A 16,227-nucleotide genomic window follows, 5' to 3' on the forward strand; every position below is an offset into this window, starting at 1 on the left:
CCCGTTGGCTCACGCGAGCGGCCCGGCCCGGTCGGGCTGGCAGACTGGCGGCGCGGATGCTTCGAGCAAGACCTGTGCCAACCTGAATTGGCACGTTAGTTGCTCCGGACCGGCGACACCCGACAACAAGGAAGACCCTCATGCGCTTTCGGATTTCGCGTCTCGCCTTACTCGCACCAGCCTTCGCCCTGCTCGCCGCGTGCGGCGGCGATGGACGGCCCGACGCTGTCACCGGCGAAGTCTCGGCGGTGGCCGGTGCTGCCGCGCAGGCTGCGGTCGTGGCCGTGCCGGACCCGCAGGCCAGTGCCGTGTCGCCATCGCTATCGGCCGAAGACACCTGCGCGGCCAACGCCCAGGTCGCGCTGGACTTCATGAATCTTTACCTGCGGCACTTGGGCGACCAGGAGAACTCCGCCACCCCGCCGGACACCTATGACTGGCTCAAGGCGAACTCGCTTGCTGGCCCGGGCCTTGCCAGCGTCTACGCGACGTTCCACGACTACGGCGCCGACCCCATTCTCGATGCCCAGGACTATCCGGACACCTTTGTCTCTGCAGGCTGCCCGGTGAGTCCGGACGTCGCGGTACTGCGGGGAGTGGAAATGGCGCTTTCGGTGCCGGTGAAGATCGCGCAGGTCGCGGGCGTCCCGAAGGTCGTTGGCGTGGGCGCGATCAACATCGAAGCGTCCGACTGGACGACGGCAACGCCTGTCGCATCGGCGGAAACCTGTGCTGATGCATGGCTGGCCTCGTACCGCGCAGAGGTCGGGGAAGACCGCGTCGTGACGATGGATCAGATGGGCGAGTGGGAAGAGTGGTGCGCGCAGGGCAAGAGCCCCTGATTCATCGGGCTCAAGCGAGGACCTCGCGTGTTCCAGGGCCACCATCAGGTGGCCGCTCGACGATGAACAACGGGCGGGGGGCCCGGGCGTGAATGAATGTGACGGCAATTGACGGAGTCATGGCGCGCGCTTGCGTCTCGCCACCGGTCGCGGAGTCGACCAGCGCTGTCCACAGGCGGATCGCCGGCCTGGATGGCCTGCGTGCCATCGCGGTCGGCGCGGTCATCCTGTTCCACCTGGACATGCCCTGGGCCCGCGGCGGCTACCTGGGCGTGGACGTGTTCTTCGTGCTTTCTGGATTCCTGATCACGGGGCTGATTTCTGGGGAGTTCGAACGCACGGGGCAGCTGGATCTGCGGCAGTTCTACTGGCGGCGCGCGAAACGCCTGTTGCCCGCGGTCTGGCTGGTGATCGCGGCGGCGACCTTCGCATCAGCTTGGGTCGCCCGCGATGCGCTGGTGCACCTGCGCAACGATGCGCCGGCGAGCGTCCTGTTCCTGACCAACTGGGAACTGGTGCGCACGCAGGCCTCCTACTTCGAGGCCACCGGCCGCGCGCCGCTGCTGCAGCACCTGTGGTCCCTGGCGATCGAGGAGCAGTTCTACGTGCTCTGGGCACTGGCGGTGCCCATCGGCCTGCGGATGATGTCGCGCCGGCAATGCGCGCTGGTGACGCTGCTGCTTGCCGCGGGCTCGGCGGCGTGGATGGCAATGCTGGGCGCCAGGCTCGGGTACCCGCTGGGGGGCGATCCGTCGCGGCTGTACTTTGGAACGGACACGCACGGGTTCCCGCTCTTGATCGGCGCGGTGCTCGGGTTGGTCTGGCAACCCGGCCGCGTGGGACCGGACAGCCATACGGCTCTACGCGCGGCGACTGCGGTCGCCGGCGTGCTTGCACTTGCCGGCCTGCTGATCCTGTTCCTGCGCATGGGCGAGGAGAGCCGATGGCTGTATCCATGGGGTTTCCTCGCGGCCAGCGCGTGTACGGCGATGCTGATCATCGTCGCATCCCACCCTGCGCTCTCGTTGGGGCGATGGCTCGACGCCGGCCCGATGCGCTGGCTCGGCAATCGTTCCTACGGCATCTACCTCTGGCATTGGCCGATCTTCATGCTGACGCGTCCCGGCATCGACCTGCCGGGATGGAACGACCAGGGGGTACTCGCGCTGCGGCTGGTCCTGACGCTGGGAGTGGCCGCGCTGTCGTATCGCTTCGTCGAAATGCCGATCCGCAATGGTGCGCTGGAGTCGCTGTGGCGGCGGCGCCGCGCCAGCACCCAGTGGCTTGGGGCGGAGTTCAGCCTGGCAGCGATCACCACCGCGACCGCGGCCTGCTTCGTCCTGGCCGGCGTGGTGCTCTGGCACGCGCCACGCACGCTGGAGGTGGCCGATGACGTACGCGCCGCCTTTGCCTTCGTTGAATCGGAGGCTGGCGGGGACGCGGGCGATGCGGGCAATGCGACCGGTGCCATGGTGGATGCCGTGTTGGACGTGCCGGAGGTCGCCGAGTTCACCATGGAGCCCTTGCCGCCGGGCCAGCCGATGGACATGTACAGCGGCGCATCGTTAACTGCGGTCGGGGATTCCGTGTTGCTGGGTTCCAGCCAGGTGTTGAAGTCGGCACTGGCCGGCGCCGACGTGCACGCGACGATGGGCTGGCAGGCCGCGGACGTGCTTGCGACGCTGCGACGGCTCAAGGCAGCCGAGGCACTGCGCGACGTTGCCCTGATTCACCTAGGAACGAACGGCTATGTCTACGAGGACCAGCTGCGGCAGATCCTGTCTACGCTGGCCGATGCCAGGCGCATCATCCTGGTGAACTCCCAGGTGCCGCGGCGCTGGATGCGGCCGAACAACGCGCTCATGGAGCGGATCGCGCCAGAGTTTCCCAACGTGGTGCTGATGCGCTGGAACGACCTCTCGAAGTCGCGGACCGAGTACTTCATTTCCGACGGCATTCACCTGACGCCGCGCGGGCAGCGAGCGTTTATTGCCAACGCCATGCGCTTGGGAGGCCTGGAGGCGAGTGACCCGGCTGCGGATCCGTCCGACGCCGCGGATCGGGCGCTGGATCCGCCGAGCCTTGCAGGAAGGACCGTGCCGCTCGTGCTGGCGGCGCGCCCCGCGCCTCCGGAAAGCTACTGGCACAAGCTGGCGCGCTGCGAAACGGACTCCGACTGGCAAGGCGGCGAAGGAGCGGGTGGCTTGGATATCCCGCTGGAAATGTGGCGTGCGTGGGGTGGGAGTGCATTTGCAGCGACGGCGGCCGAGGCCGCGCCGGGCCATCAGATCGAGGTCGCCAACCGCATCGCCACCCAGGGATGGATACAGCCGGATGGCGTCATGAATCCGGCAGTGGGCTTCGAGCGCTGGCGCTGCGTCGTGGCACATCCGCCACCGCGTGCCCGCGGGGCTGGAGGACTGGTCCTGACCTACACCGCGGAGAGCGTGCTGGCACAGCCCTTCAGCGCCGGGCAGCGCGGCGAGGCGGTGCGTGACCTGCAGACGATCCTCGGGCTGCGGGCCGATGGCATCTACGACCGCGGAACGCGCAGGAAGCACCTGGCCTATCTGCAGCAGCATTCGCTGCCCCTGCAGCTTGCGGGCTCCGACAGCTAACCCCCCGGGCCGGTGGAAGCCGGCGTCAGTCCGCGTCGCCCGGAGCGCCCGGTTCGACCAGCCCCTGGTACAGCGCGTCGCCCAGGCGCGCATAGCCGTCGCTGGTGAAGTGCACGCCGTCCTTGCGGGCAAGCGCTTCGCCGGCCCAACGCTTCATCGAACAGCGGCCACCCATTGCGGCCTGTGCATCCCAGTACAGCGTGCGGGCCGCGGCGGCGACTTCGCGCTGGATCCGCTGCACGGCGTCCAGGCTTGGCGCACGCACGCCACATGTGCCCGAGGTGGCGATGAGTGACTCGGGCGCGCCGATGATCAGCACCGCAGCGGCAGGAAAGCGTTCACGGATCTGCGCGACCGCGGATGCGACGTCGCGCCGGGTCTCCTCGGGATCCAGCGTGTCGTCGAAGGCCTCGTTGGTGCCATAGGCGAGCGCGATGACGTCAGGGCGTGCCGGTGCCAGATCCTGCAGCCAACCGCTGCGCCAACGGCTGCGTTGCGCGAGCCGGGAGCCGTTGATGCCGATGGCAGAGACGAGCGCCCCGGGGGCCTGGCCGCTCAACCACCAGCCTCCGATGGAGGTGCCCGGGCCCGCTTCCGCGACCATGCGCAACGGAAGGCGCGCGACGAACTCGGCGGCTTGCCAGCTGCCGTCGGCCACGGGGCTCGCGACGATGATGCGCTTGCCGGATGCATCGGTGACGACCAGGGGCGCGTCCATCGGCTGCTGCTGGACAAGTAGCGTGACTCTGTGTGGCGTGCCGGTGGTGGCGACGGAGAGTTGCAGTTCCGCCCGCGGTCCTGAAGGGCGTGCGATCAGGCCGCCGGCCGGATAGTCGGCCGGCTCGCCCCTCCTGCTGCTTTGAAGGTCCCAGCCGCTTTGCTCGAAGCCGACGCTGTCGAGGCGCTGTCCCGACACGCGCACGGGCGACGCCCAGCCGGCCCCGCCGTCGCCGATCCGAGCCTGCAGGCGCGCCCGGAGGCGCCCGGTCATGAAATCGCCTGCCGTGTGCGAGTCGCCGAGCTGGACGTAATGGAAGCGCTGGCCCTGTACGTGGAGGGGCGACAGGGCAGAGGCGGCGTTCGGATCGCCGAAGTCGATGACCCCGACGCGCTGCGTGGTGAGCGGGGGCAGGGCTGTCGGTCCTGGCACACCGGACGGTGTCGAGCTCGACGCGACGGACGCCGCGGCCGGTGTGGACGCGTTGCCACGTGGCGCGTTCGCGTAGTGAATCTCGGTGCACTTGGCGCCGGGCATCTTTTGGCTGACATAGCTTGGGATGCCTTCGGCACCCTCGCATTTGTAGAGCGTTCCCGACGTGCCGGGGAACGACCAGGCGATAGCCGCCAGGGCGACCGCGCCCAATGCACCGGGGAGGGAGCGCGAACGGCGCGGGGCGTGCCGGATGTCCTGTGCGTGCGGCATCGTTACCAGACCAGATCGTCAGGCACCTGGAACTGCGCGTAGTACGCATCGTCCTCACTGGTCGTCGCGTCGGTCGCATCCCCCAGCTGCCCATGGTCCAGCACGATCATGCCCGCGTCGCGCTCGCGCACCTTGTCGCCCGCCGCACGCGGCAACAACTCATACCGATCCCCCAGCCGCGCAATCACCAGCGCACCTGACGACAGCTTCTTCCGCAGATCGTCATCCACCAGCAGCGTGCGGATCGCGCCATCGGCGGTGAAGCGGTACTCGCTGTCGCCCGTGCGCGGCACCTTCTTGTCCTGGATGATCTGCCGCGCCTGGGCCTTGAGCTCGGACTGGCGGGCGAGGGCCTTGCGCTCGGCTTCGAGTGCGCGGTCACGCTCGACCTTCTCCAGCCGCGCTCGCTCGGCATCGCGCTGGATGTCGGCGGCCGGGGCTTCGGCCTTGCCGTGGCGGGCCTTGGTCTGCTGGCGGGCGACTTCGGAGACCTTGGACTTCTTGACCAGGCCGGCTTTCAGGAGTTGTTCCTGGAGGGGGTTGGCTTTGGCCATGGCGGTGGAGGTCTCCGGGGGTGGGGAGACATGATAGCGAGTGGGGGGGTGGGATCGCGGCTGTAGCCGCTCCTACAGGGGCGAGGGCACCCGGGGTCAGTCGGGCTGTGTGGACCAGCGGGCTAGGTTTTGTTTGATCCTGGCGATGTCGGCCCAGGGGTCCTTGCGGCGGCGCTTCAGCATCGCGGGGACGTCCTGGATGGTGAAGGGGTCGGGGCGGTCGAGCTTGGCCAGTGCGCTCCAGGCGATCGGCATGGCGACCGGCGCGCGCGGGCGGGCGCGCAGCGAGTACGAGGCGACGGCGGTGGCGCCGCGGCCGTTGCGCAGGTAGTCGATGAAGATGCGCTTGTTGCGCTTGGCCTTGGTGGCAGTGGCGACGTAGCGGTCGGGTTCGCTCTGCGCCAGCGCCTGGGCGAAGCCCTGGGCAAAGCGCTTGGTCAGGTCCCAGTCGCAGCCGGGGTTGAGCGGCACGACGACGTGCAGGCCCTTGCCGCCGGAGACGCGCAGGAAGGATTCGAGTTCGGCCTGTTCGAGCAGGCGGCGGATCTGGGTGGCGGCCGCCTTGATCTCGGCGAAGCTGACGCCGGGGCCGGGGTCGAGGTCGAAGATGACGCGGTCGGCGGTGTTGGGGGTGGCGGCGTGCGCGCCCCATGGGTGGAACTCGAGCGCGTTGAACTGCACGAGTTCGAGCAGGCCCGGGGCGTCTTCGATCACGAGGTAGTCGGCGTTGCCGCCGCTTTCTTCCTTCAGGCGCTGGGTGGAGACGAGCTCGAGGCCGGCGGTGAGGTGCTTCTGGAAGAAGCAGGTTTTCTCCGAGCCGGAGGGGCAGCGGATGATGGAGACGGGGCGGCCCTGGACCTCGGGCAGCAGGTGGTCCATGACGGCGGTGTAGTAGTTCCAGACGTCCTGTTTGGTGGCGCGGATGTCGGGGTAGAGGAGTTTGGTGGGACTGGAGAGGGTTGGGGGTTGGCGGGGAGGGGATTCTGGTTTTTTGGCAGGTTTTTTGGTGGTGGTGGGAGTGGTGGGGTTTGCGGTTTTTCTGGTGGGTTTTTTCGCGGCTTTAGCCGCTCCTACAGGGGTGGATCCGGCGGGGGTGGATCCGGCGGCGGTGGATCCGGCGGGGGTGGATCGGGCGGGCGTGGATCCGGCGGTTGCGCGGCGGGCGGGGGGTTTGGCGGGGGCGGGCGGACTGCGGTCGGAATCGTGGAGGTCGGTGACCTTCTTGTCGGGGCGGATGGCTTTCAGGGAGGGTTGGCGGAGGAGCTTCTGGCGGCCGATGCCGCGGTAGAAGACTTCGACGACGAATTTCGGCGCGAACCAGGTGGCGGTGCGCAGGTCGGTGTCGGTGGTGCCGACGTGGGCAGTGGGCTGCTTTTCGCCGCGCTTGGGCAGCTTCTTCGTGACCTCCGCCATCAGCCGGTCATTGAAGCCGCTGCCGACGCGGCCGACGTACAGCCAGCCGTGTTCCGCATCAGGCTTGGCCAGCAGCAGGGAGCCGAAGCCCGTGCGGCTGCCCTTGGGCGCGGTGTAGCCGACGACGGCGAATTCGTCGCTGGCCAGCTGCTTGGTCTTGCGCCATTCGTCGCTGCGGCCGGGGTGGTAGGGACGGTCGGCGCGCTTGGAGATGATGCCTTCGAAGTCGTTCTGGCCTGCGAGCTCATAGGCCGCGGTGCCGTCGCCGACGGTGTGCGAGCTGTAGGCAAGATGCCCGACCGCGCCTTCCAGCAGCGCCTGCAGCAGGGCCTTCCGCTGGACCAGGGGCGCATTGGACACGTCCACGCCGTCCAGGTGCAGCAGGTCGAACAGCGCGTAGGCCAGGCTGCCCTGGCGCTCGCCCGAGAGCGTGGACTGCAGCAGGTTGAAGTCGTCCTTGGTGCCGCCGCCGGCGATCAGCTCGCCGTCGAGCGCGCCGGACTCCAGCCGCAGCGATTCGATCGCGGCGCGGATCTCCGGCAGCTTGTCGGTCCACTCCAGCGCATTGCGCGACCACAGGCGCACCTCGCCCTTGGCGATGGTGGCAAGGATGCGGTAGCCGTCCCACTTGATCTCGTGCAGCCACTGCTCGCCTTCGGGCGGCGTCTCGTGCAGCTTGGCCAGCTGCGGTTCGAACGGGCCTTCGGGCGTCTTGCCCTTCTTCGCGCCGGTCAGCGCCAGCGCCTGCTTCGACCAGTCCTTGCGCCGGCCCTTGCGCGCGGGGACGGTGGCCAGCTTCTTCTTGACCGCCTTGCCGGCACCGGCGCGCTTCAGGTCGGCCGCGGGCGGGGCGGTGACATCGGCCAGCAGGTCGTCGGCTTCCAGCTCGCCGGCCCAGGCGTCCTTGTCCTTGAACAGCAGCCACTGCGGCTGCTTCGCCGGCTTGCCCGAGCGCACCAGGTGCCAGCCGCCCTTGAGCTTGTCGCCGAACAGTTCGAACCGGAGGTGGCCCTTGGCCAGCTGCGCTTCGGGATCGCCTTCGGTTGACCAGACGCCGTGGTCGAAGCGCGCGACGTGGCCGCCACCGTATTCGCCCTTCGGGATCTCGCCCTCGAAGCCGGCGTAGTCGATCGGGTGGTCTTCCACCTCCACCGCCATGCGCTTCACCGAGGGGTCGTAGCTCGGACCCTTGGGCACCGCCCAGCTTTTCAGCGCGTCGCCGACCTGCAGGCGGAAGTCGTAGTGGCGGCGGCTGGCGTGGTGCAGCTGGACGACGAAGATGGCGCGCTTGCCGCGTGGCAGGGGCTTGCCGGGCTCGGGTTCGCGGGTCTTGTCGAAGCTGCGCTTGCGGCGGTATTCGACCAGGCTCATCGGGACGCACCTTGGCGTGGGCAGTCCGGCCACCTTGTGGCGGCCGCCGTGAACGGCCGGTCAGTCCTGCTCCTCGGGCGGGACGGTGCGGATGCGCTTGAGCGCTTCGAGCGCGGACGCGCGGCCTTCGGCCAGGTCGACGATCGGGCGCGGTGGATACAGGCCGGTGGCCCGGCCGTTCGCGGCGGCTTCCCACGGCGCGTGGCGGGCCGTCGCCGGCAGGCCGCGCAGCTCCGGCACCCAGCGGGCGATGTAGGCGCCGTCGGGATCGAACTTCCGCGCCTGCAGCACCGGGTTGAAGATGCGGAAGTAGGGTGCGGCGTCGACGCCGGTTCCGGCGACCCACTGCCAGCCGAGCGTGTTGTTGGCGAGGTCGGCGTCGACCAGGTTGTCCCAGAACCAGCGCGCGCCCTGCAGCCAGTGCAGGCGCAGGTGCTTGGTGAGGAAGCTGGCCACGACCATGCGCACGCGGTTGTGCATCCAGCCGGTGGCGCGCATCTCGCGCAGGCCGGCGTCGACGATCGGCACGCCGGTGCGGCCACGCTGCCAGGCGCGCAGCAGGCCCGGATCCGGCGCGGCCCACTGGAAGTCGTCGAAGCGCGGATTGAAGTTGGCGTCGGTGGTCCGCGGGAAGTGGTGCAGGACGTGCACGGCGAACTCGCGCCAGGCCATCTCGCGGACGAAGGCGGCGCGCTCTTCCACCGGGCCGGCGCTGGCGACGGCATCGACGACGCGCCAGGGCGCAATCTCGCCGAAGTGCAGGTGCGGGGACAGGCGCGAGGTCAGCGATTGCGACGGGACATCGCGACCGCGGCGGTAGTCGGTCAGTCCGCCGGCGATGAAGGCCTGCAGCGCGGCCTCGGCACCGGCCTCGCCGGGCGTCCAGTGCGCCCAGAAGCTGTCGTCCCAGTGGAGATCGGGCTTGAGGCCGAGGGCATCGAGGGTGGTCTCGCCGGGCAGCGCCGTCGGGAACGCGGGGAGCTCGCTCGGCGCCGGGAACGGCGACTGCGGCGCCCAGGCGCGACGCGCGGCATTCCAGAACGGGGTGAAGACGCGGAACGGATCGCCGGCCCTGGTTTCCAGCTGCCAGGGCTCGAACAGCAGGCTGGCATTCCAGGCATCGGCGCGCAGGCCCTGGGCACGCAGCGCGCGGCGTACGCCCTCGTCGCGCCGGGCGGCGACGGGCTCGTGGCGCCGGCTCCAGTAGACGGCTTCGGCGTCGCTGGCGGCGGCGATCGCCTGCAGGGTGGCGAGGCTGTCACCGGCGAAGACATGCAGGCGCGAGCCGAGCTGGCGCAGCGACGCGTCGAGCGCGGCCAGCGACCGGTGGCGCCAGGCGTTGGAGGCCGCCCCCGGTGCCCACCCACCGTCTTCGCTGGGGGCGTGGATGTACACCGGGAGCGGGGAGAGACCCGCCCTGCGTGCGGCATGCAGGGCGGGGTGGTCGCGCAGGCGGAGGTCGTCGCGGAACCAGATGACGGCAGTGGACATGGTGCTCTATGGATAGGGCGCGACGGCCGCCTGCGGAAACGCGCTGGGCTCAGCGACGCGCCTGGGCGCGGACTTCACCGGTATCGCCGGCCTTCAGCAGCGGGACGATCTGCCACAGGGCGGACAGGCCGACCAGGGCGTAGACCACGCGGGCGAGGAGCGCGTCCTGGCCGCCGAAGATCGCCGCGACCAGGTCGAACTGGGCGAAACCGACCAGGCCCCAGTTGATGCCGCCGATGATCACGAGCACGAGGGTGATGAGGTTGATGGCTTTCATGGCATGAGTACCTTGTCGATGACGTGGATGACGCCGTTGCTGGCTTCGATGTCGGCCTTGGTGACGCGGGCGCCGTCGACGGTGACGCCGCCGCCCATCGCCTTGATGTCGACCGTTCCGCCGTTGACGGTCGGCGCGCTGTCGAGCCCGGCAACGCGAGCGGCAGGGTAGCGGCCCGCGACGACGTGGTAGGTGAGGATGGCGGTGAGCTTTTCGCGGTTCTCCGGCTTCAGCAGCGATTCGACGGTGCCGGCCGGCAGGGCGGCGAAGGCGGCGTCGGTGGGCGCGAAGACGGTGAACGGGCCCGGGCCCTTCAGGGTGTCGACCAGGCCGGCGGCCTGCAGTGCAGCGGCGAGGGTCTTGAACTGGCCGGCGGCGACCGCGGTGTCGACGATGTCGGCGCTGGCGCGTGCCGGCTTGGCGGCTGCGGCGGAATCGCCGGACGGCGCGGCGTAGGCAAGCGGGGCGGCCAGGCCGAGGGCCAGCGCGGCGGTGAGAAGGCGGAGGCGGGACGGGACGTACATGGCGAAGTCCTTGGGTTGGGGTGACGGCGCCAGTCTCGGGGCGAGACGGTTAGACGGATGTACATGCACGGCTTGTACGTTGGTTGTACAGTTGCCGGCATGTACCCGGTCAAGGCCGCCGCCGAGCTGAGTGGGCTGACGCCCGAAACCCTGCGTGCGTGGGAGCGCCGGCATGGCGCCGTGGTGCCGCTGCGCGACGACAAGGGCCGGCGGCTGTACGACGCGGCGATGGTCGAGCGGCTGGCCCGGCTGCATCGGCTGACCGACCGTGGCCATCCGATCCGCGACCTGGCCGCTCTGGACGATGCCGCGCTGGACCAGCTGCTGGAGGAGCGCCGGCACGCCGGCTACGGCGGCCTGGAAGCGCTGCCCGCGCAGCTGCTGGATGCGGTGGCGGACTATCGCGTGGACGTCTTCGACCGCGAGCTGTCGGTCGCGATCGCCACGCTTCCGCTGCCGGTGCTGCTGGAACGCGTGGTGATGCCGCTGCTGCGCGAGATCGGCCAGCGCTGGGCCGACGGCCGGCTGGCGATCGCCCAGGAGCGGCTGGTCAGCAGCATGCTGCGCGCGCGCCTGCTGTCGATCCTGAACCAGCATCCGCGCGAACGGCGGCCGCGCGTGCTGTTCGCGACGCTGAGCGGCGAGCCGCACGAACTCGGATTGCTGGGCGCGGCGCTGCACCTGCACGAGATGGGCCTCCCGGTGCTGTACCTGGGCACCGAGCTTCCGGCGCCGGAGCTCGCGCGGGTCGCCAACCGGCTGGGCGCGGCGGCGGTGGCGGTGAGTTCGGTGGATCCGGGGCATGCGCGGGCCGCGCTGGAGGCGCTTCGCGTGCTGGACGCCCAGCTGGAGCCGCAGATTCCGGTCTGGCTGGGCGGCGCCAACGCGCGCTACCTGGGCGAGGCCCTGGGCCTGCCGCGCGTGCGCGCGGTGCAGGATCCGAACGTGTTCGCCCGCCAGGTCAGCCACGCGCAGCGCGCGGCCTGACCAGCACTCCACGCCGGGATCACGGCTTCGCGACCAGTCTGGTCTGCCACGCCCGAAGCGGCGAAGCAGACTGGATTCCCCGATGCGCGCACTCACCTGGCAGGGCAAGCACGATGTCCGCGTCGAAACCATGCCGGACCCTTCGCTGGTGGCCGCCGACGACATCATCCTGCGCGTCACCGCCACCGCGATCTGCGGCTCGGACCTGCACATCTACCGCGGCAAGATCCCCACGATGGAGGATGGCGACATCCTCGGCCACGAGTTCATGGGCATCGTCGAGGACGCAGGTCCCGCGGTGACGCGGGTCAAGCGCGGCGACCGCGTGGTGATTCCCTTCGTCATCGCCTGCGGGCAGTGTTTCCACTGCCTGCTGAGCGAATACGCCTGCTGCGAGACCACCAACACCGGCCGCGGCGCGATCCTCAATGCCAAGCAGATCAAGCCGCCGGCGGCGCTGTTCGGCTACAGCCGCCTGTACGGCGGCGTGCCCGGCGGCCAGGCCGAGCTGGTGCGCGTGCCGCAGGCCAATGTCGGCCCGCTGGTGGTGCCCGACGTGCTGTCCGACGAACAGGTGCTGTTCCTGTCCGACATCCTGCCCACGGGCTACCAGGCGGCGATCAACGCCGGCGTCGAACCGGGCTCCTCGCTGGCGATCTTCGGCGCGGGGCCGGTGGGGCTGATGGCCGCGGCCTGCGCACGCATGCTCGGTGCGGCGACCATCTTCATGATCGACGACAACGCCCATCGGCTGGCCTTTGCGCGCGCCACCTACGACATCATCCCGATCAACTTCGACGAGGTCGACGACCCCGCCGGGGCAATCGTTGAGGCGACCGCGGGCCGGGGCGTGGACGCGACCATCGAGGCGGTCGGCTTCGAGGCCAAGGGCAGCGTCACCGAAACGGTGATGACCAACCTCAAGCTGGAAGGCTCCAGCGGCAAGGCGATCCGCCAGGCCATCGCCGCCACCCGGAGGGGCGGCACGGTGAGCGTGCCGGGCGTCTATGCCGGCTTCATCCATGGCTTCCTGTTCGGCGACGCCTTCGACAAGGGATTGACCTTCAAGATGGGCCAGACCCATGTGCAGCGCTTCATGCCCGAGCTGCTGGAGGCGATCGGCGAGGGCCGGCTGAAGCCCGAAGTGATCATTTCGCACCGCATGAAGCTTGAGGATGCGGCCAAGGGCTACGAGATGTTCAACGCCCAGGACGACGAGTGCCGCAAGGTGGTGCTGACGCCCTGAGGACTTCACGCCGGATGGATCAGGCCGGCGCGATCTTTCCGCTCCACCCCCAAACCGAGGACATCACGATGGCTGTCAAAACGATGGAAGACCTGTTCATCCACGAGCTTTCGGACATGTACAGCGCCGAGAAGCAGATGAGCAAGGCGCTGCCGCGCATGGCGCGCGCGGCCGAGGCGCCCGACCTCAAGGCTGCGTTCGAGACCCACCTGGAGGAGACCCTGGGCCAGATCGAGCGCATCGACCAGCTGGTCGAGAAGCAGGGCCTGAAGCTCAAGCGCATCAAGTGCGCAGCGATGGAAGGCCTGGTGGAAGAGGCCAAGGAAGTGATCGAAGAAGTGGAAGCCGGCCCGGTGCGCGATGCCGCGTTGATCGGCGGCGCGCAGAAGTCCGAGCACTACGAGATCGCGTCCTACAGCACCCTGTGCGTGCTGGCGACCCAGCTGGGCTACCGCGACGCACTGCCGCTGCTCGAGGCCAACCTCAAGGAAGAGCGCGCGACCGACGAGAAGCTGGCGATCCTGGCCAGGAGCGGCAAGGCTGCGCAGAAGGCGGCCTGACGCCGGGCCTGCGGTGCCGCGCGGCCAGCGCCGCGCGGTGCCGCCGCGGCCCCGGGCGGGAGGCGGGTATCATGCCGCCTCCCCGACCGGAGCCTCGCAATGAAAGTCCTCGTCACCGGCACCGCCGGCTTCATCGGCAGCCATGTCGCCCTGCAGCTGCTGGCGCGCGGTGACCAGGTCGTCGGCTTCGACAGCCTCAACGACTACTACGACGTCAACCTGAAGAAGGCGCGGCTCGCGCGCTTCATGGACCACCCGGGCTATGCCCACGTGCAGGCCGACCTGTCGGACCGCGCGGCGGTGGAAGACGTGTTCGCGACGCACCGGCCCGACCGGGTGGTGCATCTGGCCGCGCAGGCCGGCGTGCGCTATGCCGCCGAGAATCCGCATGTCTATGTATCGAGCAACGTCACCGGCACGCTGCACGTGCTTGAAGGCTGCCGCCACCACGGAGTGGAGCACCTGGTGTTCGCCTCGACCAGCTCGGTCTACGGCGCCAACCGCGCCATGCCGTTCAACGAGCGCCAGCCCACCGAGCATCCGCTGACGCTGTACGCGGCGACCAAGAAGGCCAACGAGATGATGGCGCACTCGTATGCGCACCTCTACGGCGTGCCGGCCACGGGCCTGCGCTTCTTCACCGTCTACGGGCCCTGGGGCCGGCCGGACATGGCGCTGTTCCTGTTCACCAGGGCGATCCTGGCCGGCGAGCCGATCAAGGTCTTCAACCACGGCCACCACCGCCGCAGCTTCACCTATGTCGACGACATCGTCGAAGGCATCGTGCGCGCGCTGGACCGGCCGGCGGTGGCGGACCCGGCGTGGCAGGGCGAGTCCCCCGACCCCGGCTCGAGCGGCGTCGCGCCGTACCGGATCTACAACATCGGCAACGAACAGCCGGTGGAGCTGCTGCGCTACATCGAAGTGCTCGAGGAGTGCCTGGGCCGCAAGGCGGTGATGGAGATGCTGCCGCTGCAGGCCGGCGACGTGCCGGACACCGAGGCCGACGTGGGCGCGCTGGTGGCCGACGTCGGCTACCGCCCGATCGTCTCGGTGGAACAGGGCGTCGCCAACTTCGTCGAGTGGTACCGCGGGTACTACGGCTGATCTGGCGCCTCCCTCGGCTTCGTCCCTGTAGGAGCGGCTACAGCCGCGATCGCCCCGGCCGATATCCACCCCCCTGTAGGAGCGGCTACAGCCGCGATCGCCCTGGTTGTGACGCCCCGCTATCGCGGCTATAGCCGCTCCTACAGTGGCTGTGTGCCTTGTCCGGGACGCTCCGCTATCGCGGCTGTAGCCGCTCCTACAGTGGCTGCGTCCCGGCGGGACGCTCCGCCTTCGCCGCTGTAGCGGCTCCTGCGTGTATTCAGGCTGGCGATGCGGTGTGACGCGTGGCAGCAGTTTGTGCCGGTGACCGCGTCCATCACGTGGTGCAATGCAACAATCGTGTAGAATCCGTGGCTTGCTGCGCATCTGCGCGAGTGGCCCGAAGCTTGCTTCGGTCACGCAGGGCGGGCCCATGAGGGGTCCAGGGAATCGACATGGACATGCTGGAACTTGCGAACGAAATTGGACTGGCCTACGCGCTGCTCGCAGCCGTCGCCACCTGGTGCGTCATGCGGGTCCTGCATCCCCTGGCGCCGCGACTGAACCTCCTCGACTTCCCCGTCGGCCGCAAGGACCACGCGCATCCGACCCCGATCATCGGCGGCCTGGCGATGGTGGTCGGCTGCATCGTGGTGCTGCCTTTGATCCGCGAGCACGCCACCGCGACCATGCTCTCCTTCGTCGCCGCGTCGCTGCTGCTGGTCGGCATCGGCCTGTACGACGACCGCTATGACCTGCGCTGGTACTGGCGCGTGCTGGCCCAGGTGGTCGCCGCGCTGATCATGATCTACGGCGCCGGCGTGAGCGTGGCCAACCTTGGAGGCGTGTTCGGCATGGGCGAGCTGGGCTGGATCTCGGTGCCGTTCACCGTGTTCGCCACCGTCGGCATCATCAACGCCATCAACATGGTCGACGGCGCCGATGGCCTCGCCGGCTCGCTGGTCGCGGCCTGCCTGGTGATGCTGGCGTGCGCGGCCGTCTATGCCGGCAACCCGTCGCTGGCGCGCATCTCGCTGGTCATCGCCGGCGCGGTCTGCGCCTTCCTGCTCTACAACATGCGCTTCCCCTGGCAGCCGCGGGCCAAGACCTTCATGGGCAACGCCGGCAGTGCCTGGCTGGGCCTGCTGGTGGCCTGGGTAGTGTTCCGCCTGACCCAGAACTCGGGCCATCCGGTGAACCCGGTGCTGGCGCTCTGGCTGCTGCCGATCCCGGTGTTGGATTGCCTCGTGCTGACCGTGCGCCGCGTCCGCGAAGGCCGCTCGCCGTTTTCGGCCGGCCGTGACCATATCCACCACTTCATGCAGGACGCCGGCTTCGGCCCGACCCAGGCCGCACTCGTGCTGACCCTCTTCAGCCTCGGCACCGGCCTGGTGGCCGGCCAGCTGATGCGGCTGGACGTGCCCAACATGCTGATCCTGGCCGGGTTCCTCGCGCTGTGCCTGGGCTGGTACGCGCTGAGCACGCATCGCCAGAGGACGCTGCGCTTCTTCGCCGTGCTGCGCGCGCTGCCCGTGTTCGGCCCGATGCCGGAGCGTGCGCACAAGGCACGCGGCCGCAGCGAAGTTCCGCTGCCGATGGTGCCAGGCGCTGGCAAGCATGCAGCGGGATCCCGCAGCGCGGGCACCACCGCGCGGCGCACCGCGCGAGCCGTTGGCAAGGACGGCGCGGCGCCGGCCATGGCGCAGAGCGATGCCGACGCGCGCGCCGATGATCCCGTCAACGACGTCGACCCGTCCAACCGGCACGCGTCCGCGCGCGAGCGTTTACGCAACAGCGCCTGACACTCCGCGCCGCCAGCGCCGGCGGCAGGAGAG

General features: G+C 69.5%; 13 protein-coding genes. 7 read left to right on the top strand and 6 right to left on the bottom strand.

Annotated elements, in window-relative coordinates:
• The first annotated feature begins 140 nt into the window (after positions 1-140).
• Positions 141-842, top strand: a complete 702-nt coding sequence (locus JGR68_RS06245) for a hypothetical protein (RefSeq protein ID WP_199361586.1) — start codon at positions 141-143, stop codon at positions 840-842.
• Positions 843-934: 92 nt separating this feature from the next.
• Positions 935-3,460, top strand: coding sequence for an acyltransferase family protein (locus JGR68_RS06250; protein ID WP_199361585.1), 2,526 nt, complete (start codon positions 935-937; stop codon positions 3,458-3,460).
• 25 nt (positions 3,461-3,485) lie between these two features.
• Here JGR68_RS06250 and JGR68_RS06255 read toward each other — a convergent pair whose 3' ends face one another.
• The 6 genes from JGR68_RS06255 to JGR68_RS06280 form a co-directional block, all read right to left on the bottom strand.
• Positions 3,486-4,883: a GDSL-type esterase/lipase family protein gene (locus JGR68_RS06255; RefSeq protein ID WP_199361584.1), complete on the bottom strand. Its 1,398-nt coding sequence runs from the start codon at positions 4,881-4,883 to the stop codon at positions 3,486-3,488.
• A gap of 2 nt (positions 4,884-4,885) precedes the next feature.
• Positions 4,886-5,437 carry a DUF2058 domain-containing protein gene (locus JGR68_RS06260; protein ID WP_199361583.1) on the bottom strand — a complete coding sequence of 184 codons (552 nt, stop codon included), beginning with the start codon at positions 5,435-5,437 and terminating at the stop codon, positions 4,886-4,888.
• A 96-nt stretch (positions 5,438-5,533) separates the two neighbouring features.
• Positions 5,534-8,221 (bottom strand): DNA ligase D, encoded by a 2,688-nt coding sequence (ligD, locus tag JGR68_RS06265; protein WP_199361582.1) that lies wholly within the window; start codon positions 8,219-8,221, stop codon positions 5,534-5,536.
• Between the two features lie 60 nt (positions 8,222-8,281).
• The gene (locus JGR68_RS06270; RefSeq protein ID WP_199361581.1) at positions 8,282-9,712 is read right to left on the bottom strand and encodes a deoxyribodipyrimidine photo-lyase; all 1,431 of its coding nucleotides are present in this window, start codon (positions 9,710-9,712) and stop codon (positions 8,282-8,284) included.
• A gap of 49 nt (positions 9,713-9,761) precedes the next feature.
• Complete coding sequence (locus JGR68_RS06275) at positions 9,762-9,989, bottom strand: DUF378 domain-containing protein (RefSeq protein WP_199361580.1); 228 nt, start codon at positions 9,987-9,989, stop codon at positions 9,762-9,764.
• Positions 9,986-10,513 carry a fasciclin domain-containing protein gene (locus tag JGR68_RS06280; protein ID WP_199361579.1) on the bottom strand — a complete coding sequence of 176 codons (528 nt, stop codon included), beginning with the start codon at positions 10,511-10,513 and terminating at the stop codon, positions 9,986-9,988. Before JGR68_RS06280 ends, JGR68_RS06275 begins: the two co-directional genes overlap by 4 nt.
• Before the next feature lie 99 nt (positions 10,514-10,612).
• Here JGR68_RS06280 and JGR68_RS06285 point away from each other — a divergent pair, with 99 nt between their 5' ends.
• The 5 genes from JGR68_RS06285 to JGR68_RS06305 all read left to right on the top strand — a co-directional run bounded on the left by JGR68_RS06285 (position 10,613) and on the right by JGR68_RS06305 (position 16,194).
• Positions 10,613-11,500, top strand: coding sequence for a MerR family transcriptional regulator (locus JGR68_RS06285; protein WP_199361578.1), 888 nt, complete (start codon positions 10,613-10,615; stop codon positions 11,498-11,500).
• 82 nt (positions 11,501-11,582) lie between these two features.
• Positions 11,583-12,746 carry a zinc-dependent alcohol dehydrogenase gene (locus JGR68_RS06290; RefSeq protein WP_199361577.1) on the top strand — a complete coding sequence of 388 codons (1,164 nt, stop codon included), beginning with the start codon at positions 11,583-11,585 and terminating at the stop codon, positions 12,744-12,746.
• 68 nt (positions 12,747-12,814) lie between these two features.
• Positions 12,815-13,306, top strand: coding sequence for a ferritin-like domain-containing protein (locus tag JGR68_RS06295; RefSeq protein WP_199361576.1), 492 nt, complete (start codon positions 12,815-12,817; stop codon positions 13,304-13,306).
• A gap of 99 nt (positions 13,307-13,405) precedes the next feature.
• On the top strand, positions 13,406-14,413 hold the full coding sequence (locus JGR68_RS06300) for an NAD-dependent epimerase (RefSeq protein ID WP_199361575.1): 1,008 nt from the start codon (positions 13,406-13,408) through the stop codon (positions 14,411-14,413).
• A 434-nt stretch (positions 14,414-14,847) separates the two neighbouring features.
• On the top strand, positions 14,848-16,194 hold the full coding sequence (locus JGR68_RS06305) for an MraY family glycosyltransferase (protein ID WP_199361574.1): 1,347 nt from the start codon (positions 14,848-14,850) through the stop codon (positions 16,192-16,194).
• Positions 16,195-16,227: the final 33 nt, after the last annotated feature.

This window comes from Luteimonas sp. MC1750, assembly GCF_016615955.1.
Classification (GTDB): domain Bacteria; phylum Pseudomonadota; class Gammaproteobacteria; order Xanthomonadales; family Xanthomonadaceae; genus Luteimonas.

Coding starts and splice junctions, on each gene's coding strand:
- JGR68_RS06250 (WP_199361585.1), top strand. CDS start 935: ATGAATGTGACGGCAATTGACGGAGTCATGGCGCGCGCTTGCGTCTCG.
- JGR68_RS06290 (WP_199361577.1), top strand. CDS start 11,583: ATGCGCGCACTCACCTGGCAGGGCAAGCACGATGTCCGCGTCGAAACC.
- JGR68_RS06270 (WP_199361581.1), bottom strand. CDS start 9,712: ATGTCCACTGCCGTCATCTGGTTCCGCGACGACCTCCGCCTGCGCGAC.
- JGR68_RS06295 (WP_199361576.1), top strand. CDS start 12,815: ATGGCTGTCAAAACGATGGAAGACCTGTTCATCCACGAGCTTTCGGAC.
- JGR68_RS06285 (WP_199361578.1), top strand. CDS start 10,613: ATGTACCCGGTCAAGGCCGCCGCCGAGCTGAGTGGGCTGACGCCCGAA.
- JGR68_RS06275 (WP_199361580.1), bottom strand. CDS start 9,989: ATGAAAGCCATCAACCTCATCACCCTCGTGCTCGTGATCATCGGCGGC.
- JGR68_RS06255 (WP_199361584.1), bottom strand. CDS start 4,883: ATGCCGCACGCACAGGACATCCGGCACGCCCCGCGCCGTTCGCGCTCC.
- JGR68_RS06280 (WP_199361579.1), bottom strand. CDS start 10,513: ATGTACGTCCCGTCCCGCCTCCGCCTTCTCACCGCCGCGCTGGCCCTC.
- JGR68_RS06260 (WP_199361583.1), bottom strand. CDS start 5,437: ATGGCCAAAGCCAACCCCCTCCAGGAACAACTCCTGAAAGCCGGCCTG.
- JGR68_RS06245 (WP_199361586.1), top strand. CDS start 141: ATGCGCTTTCGGATTTCGCGTCTCGCCTTACTCGCACCAGCCTTCGCC.
- JGR68_RS06300 (WP_199361575.1), top strand. CDS start 13,406: ATGAAAGTCCTCGTCACCGGCACCGCCGGCTTCATCGGCAGCCATGTC.
- JGR68_RS06305 (WP_199361574.1), top strand. CDS start 14,848: ATGGACATGCTGGAACTTGCGAACGAAATTGGACTGGCCTACGCGCTG.
- ligD (WP_199361582.1), bottom strand. CDS start 8,221: ATGAGCCTGGTCGAATACCGCCGCAAGCGCAGCTTCGACAAGACCCGC.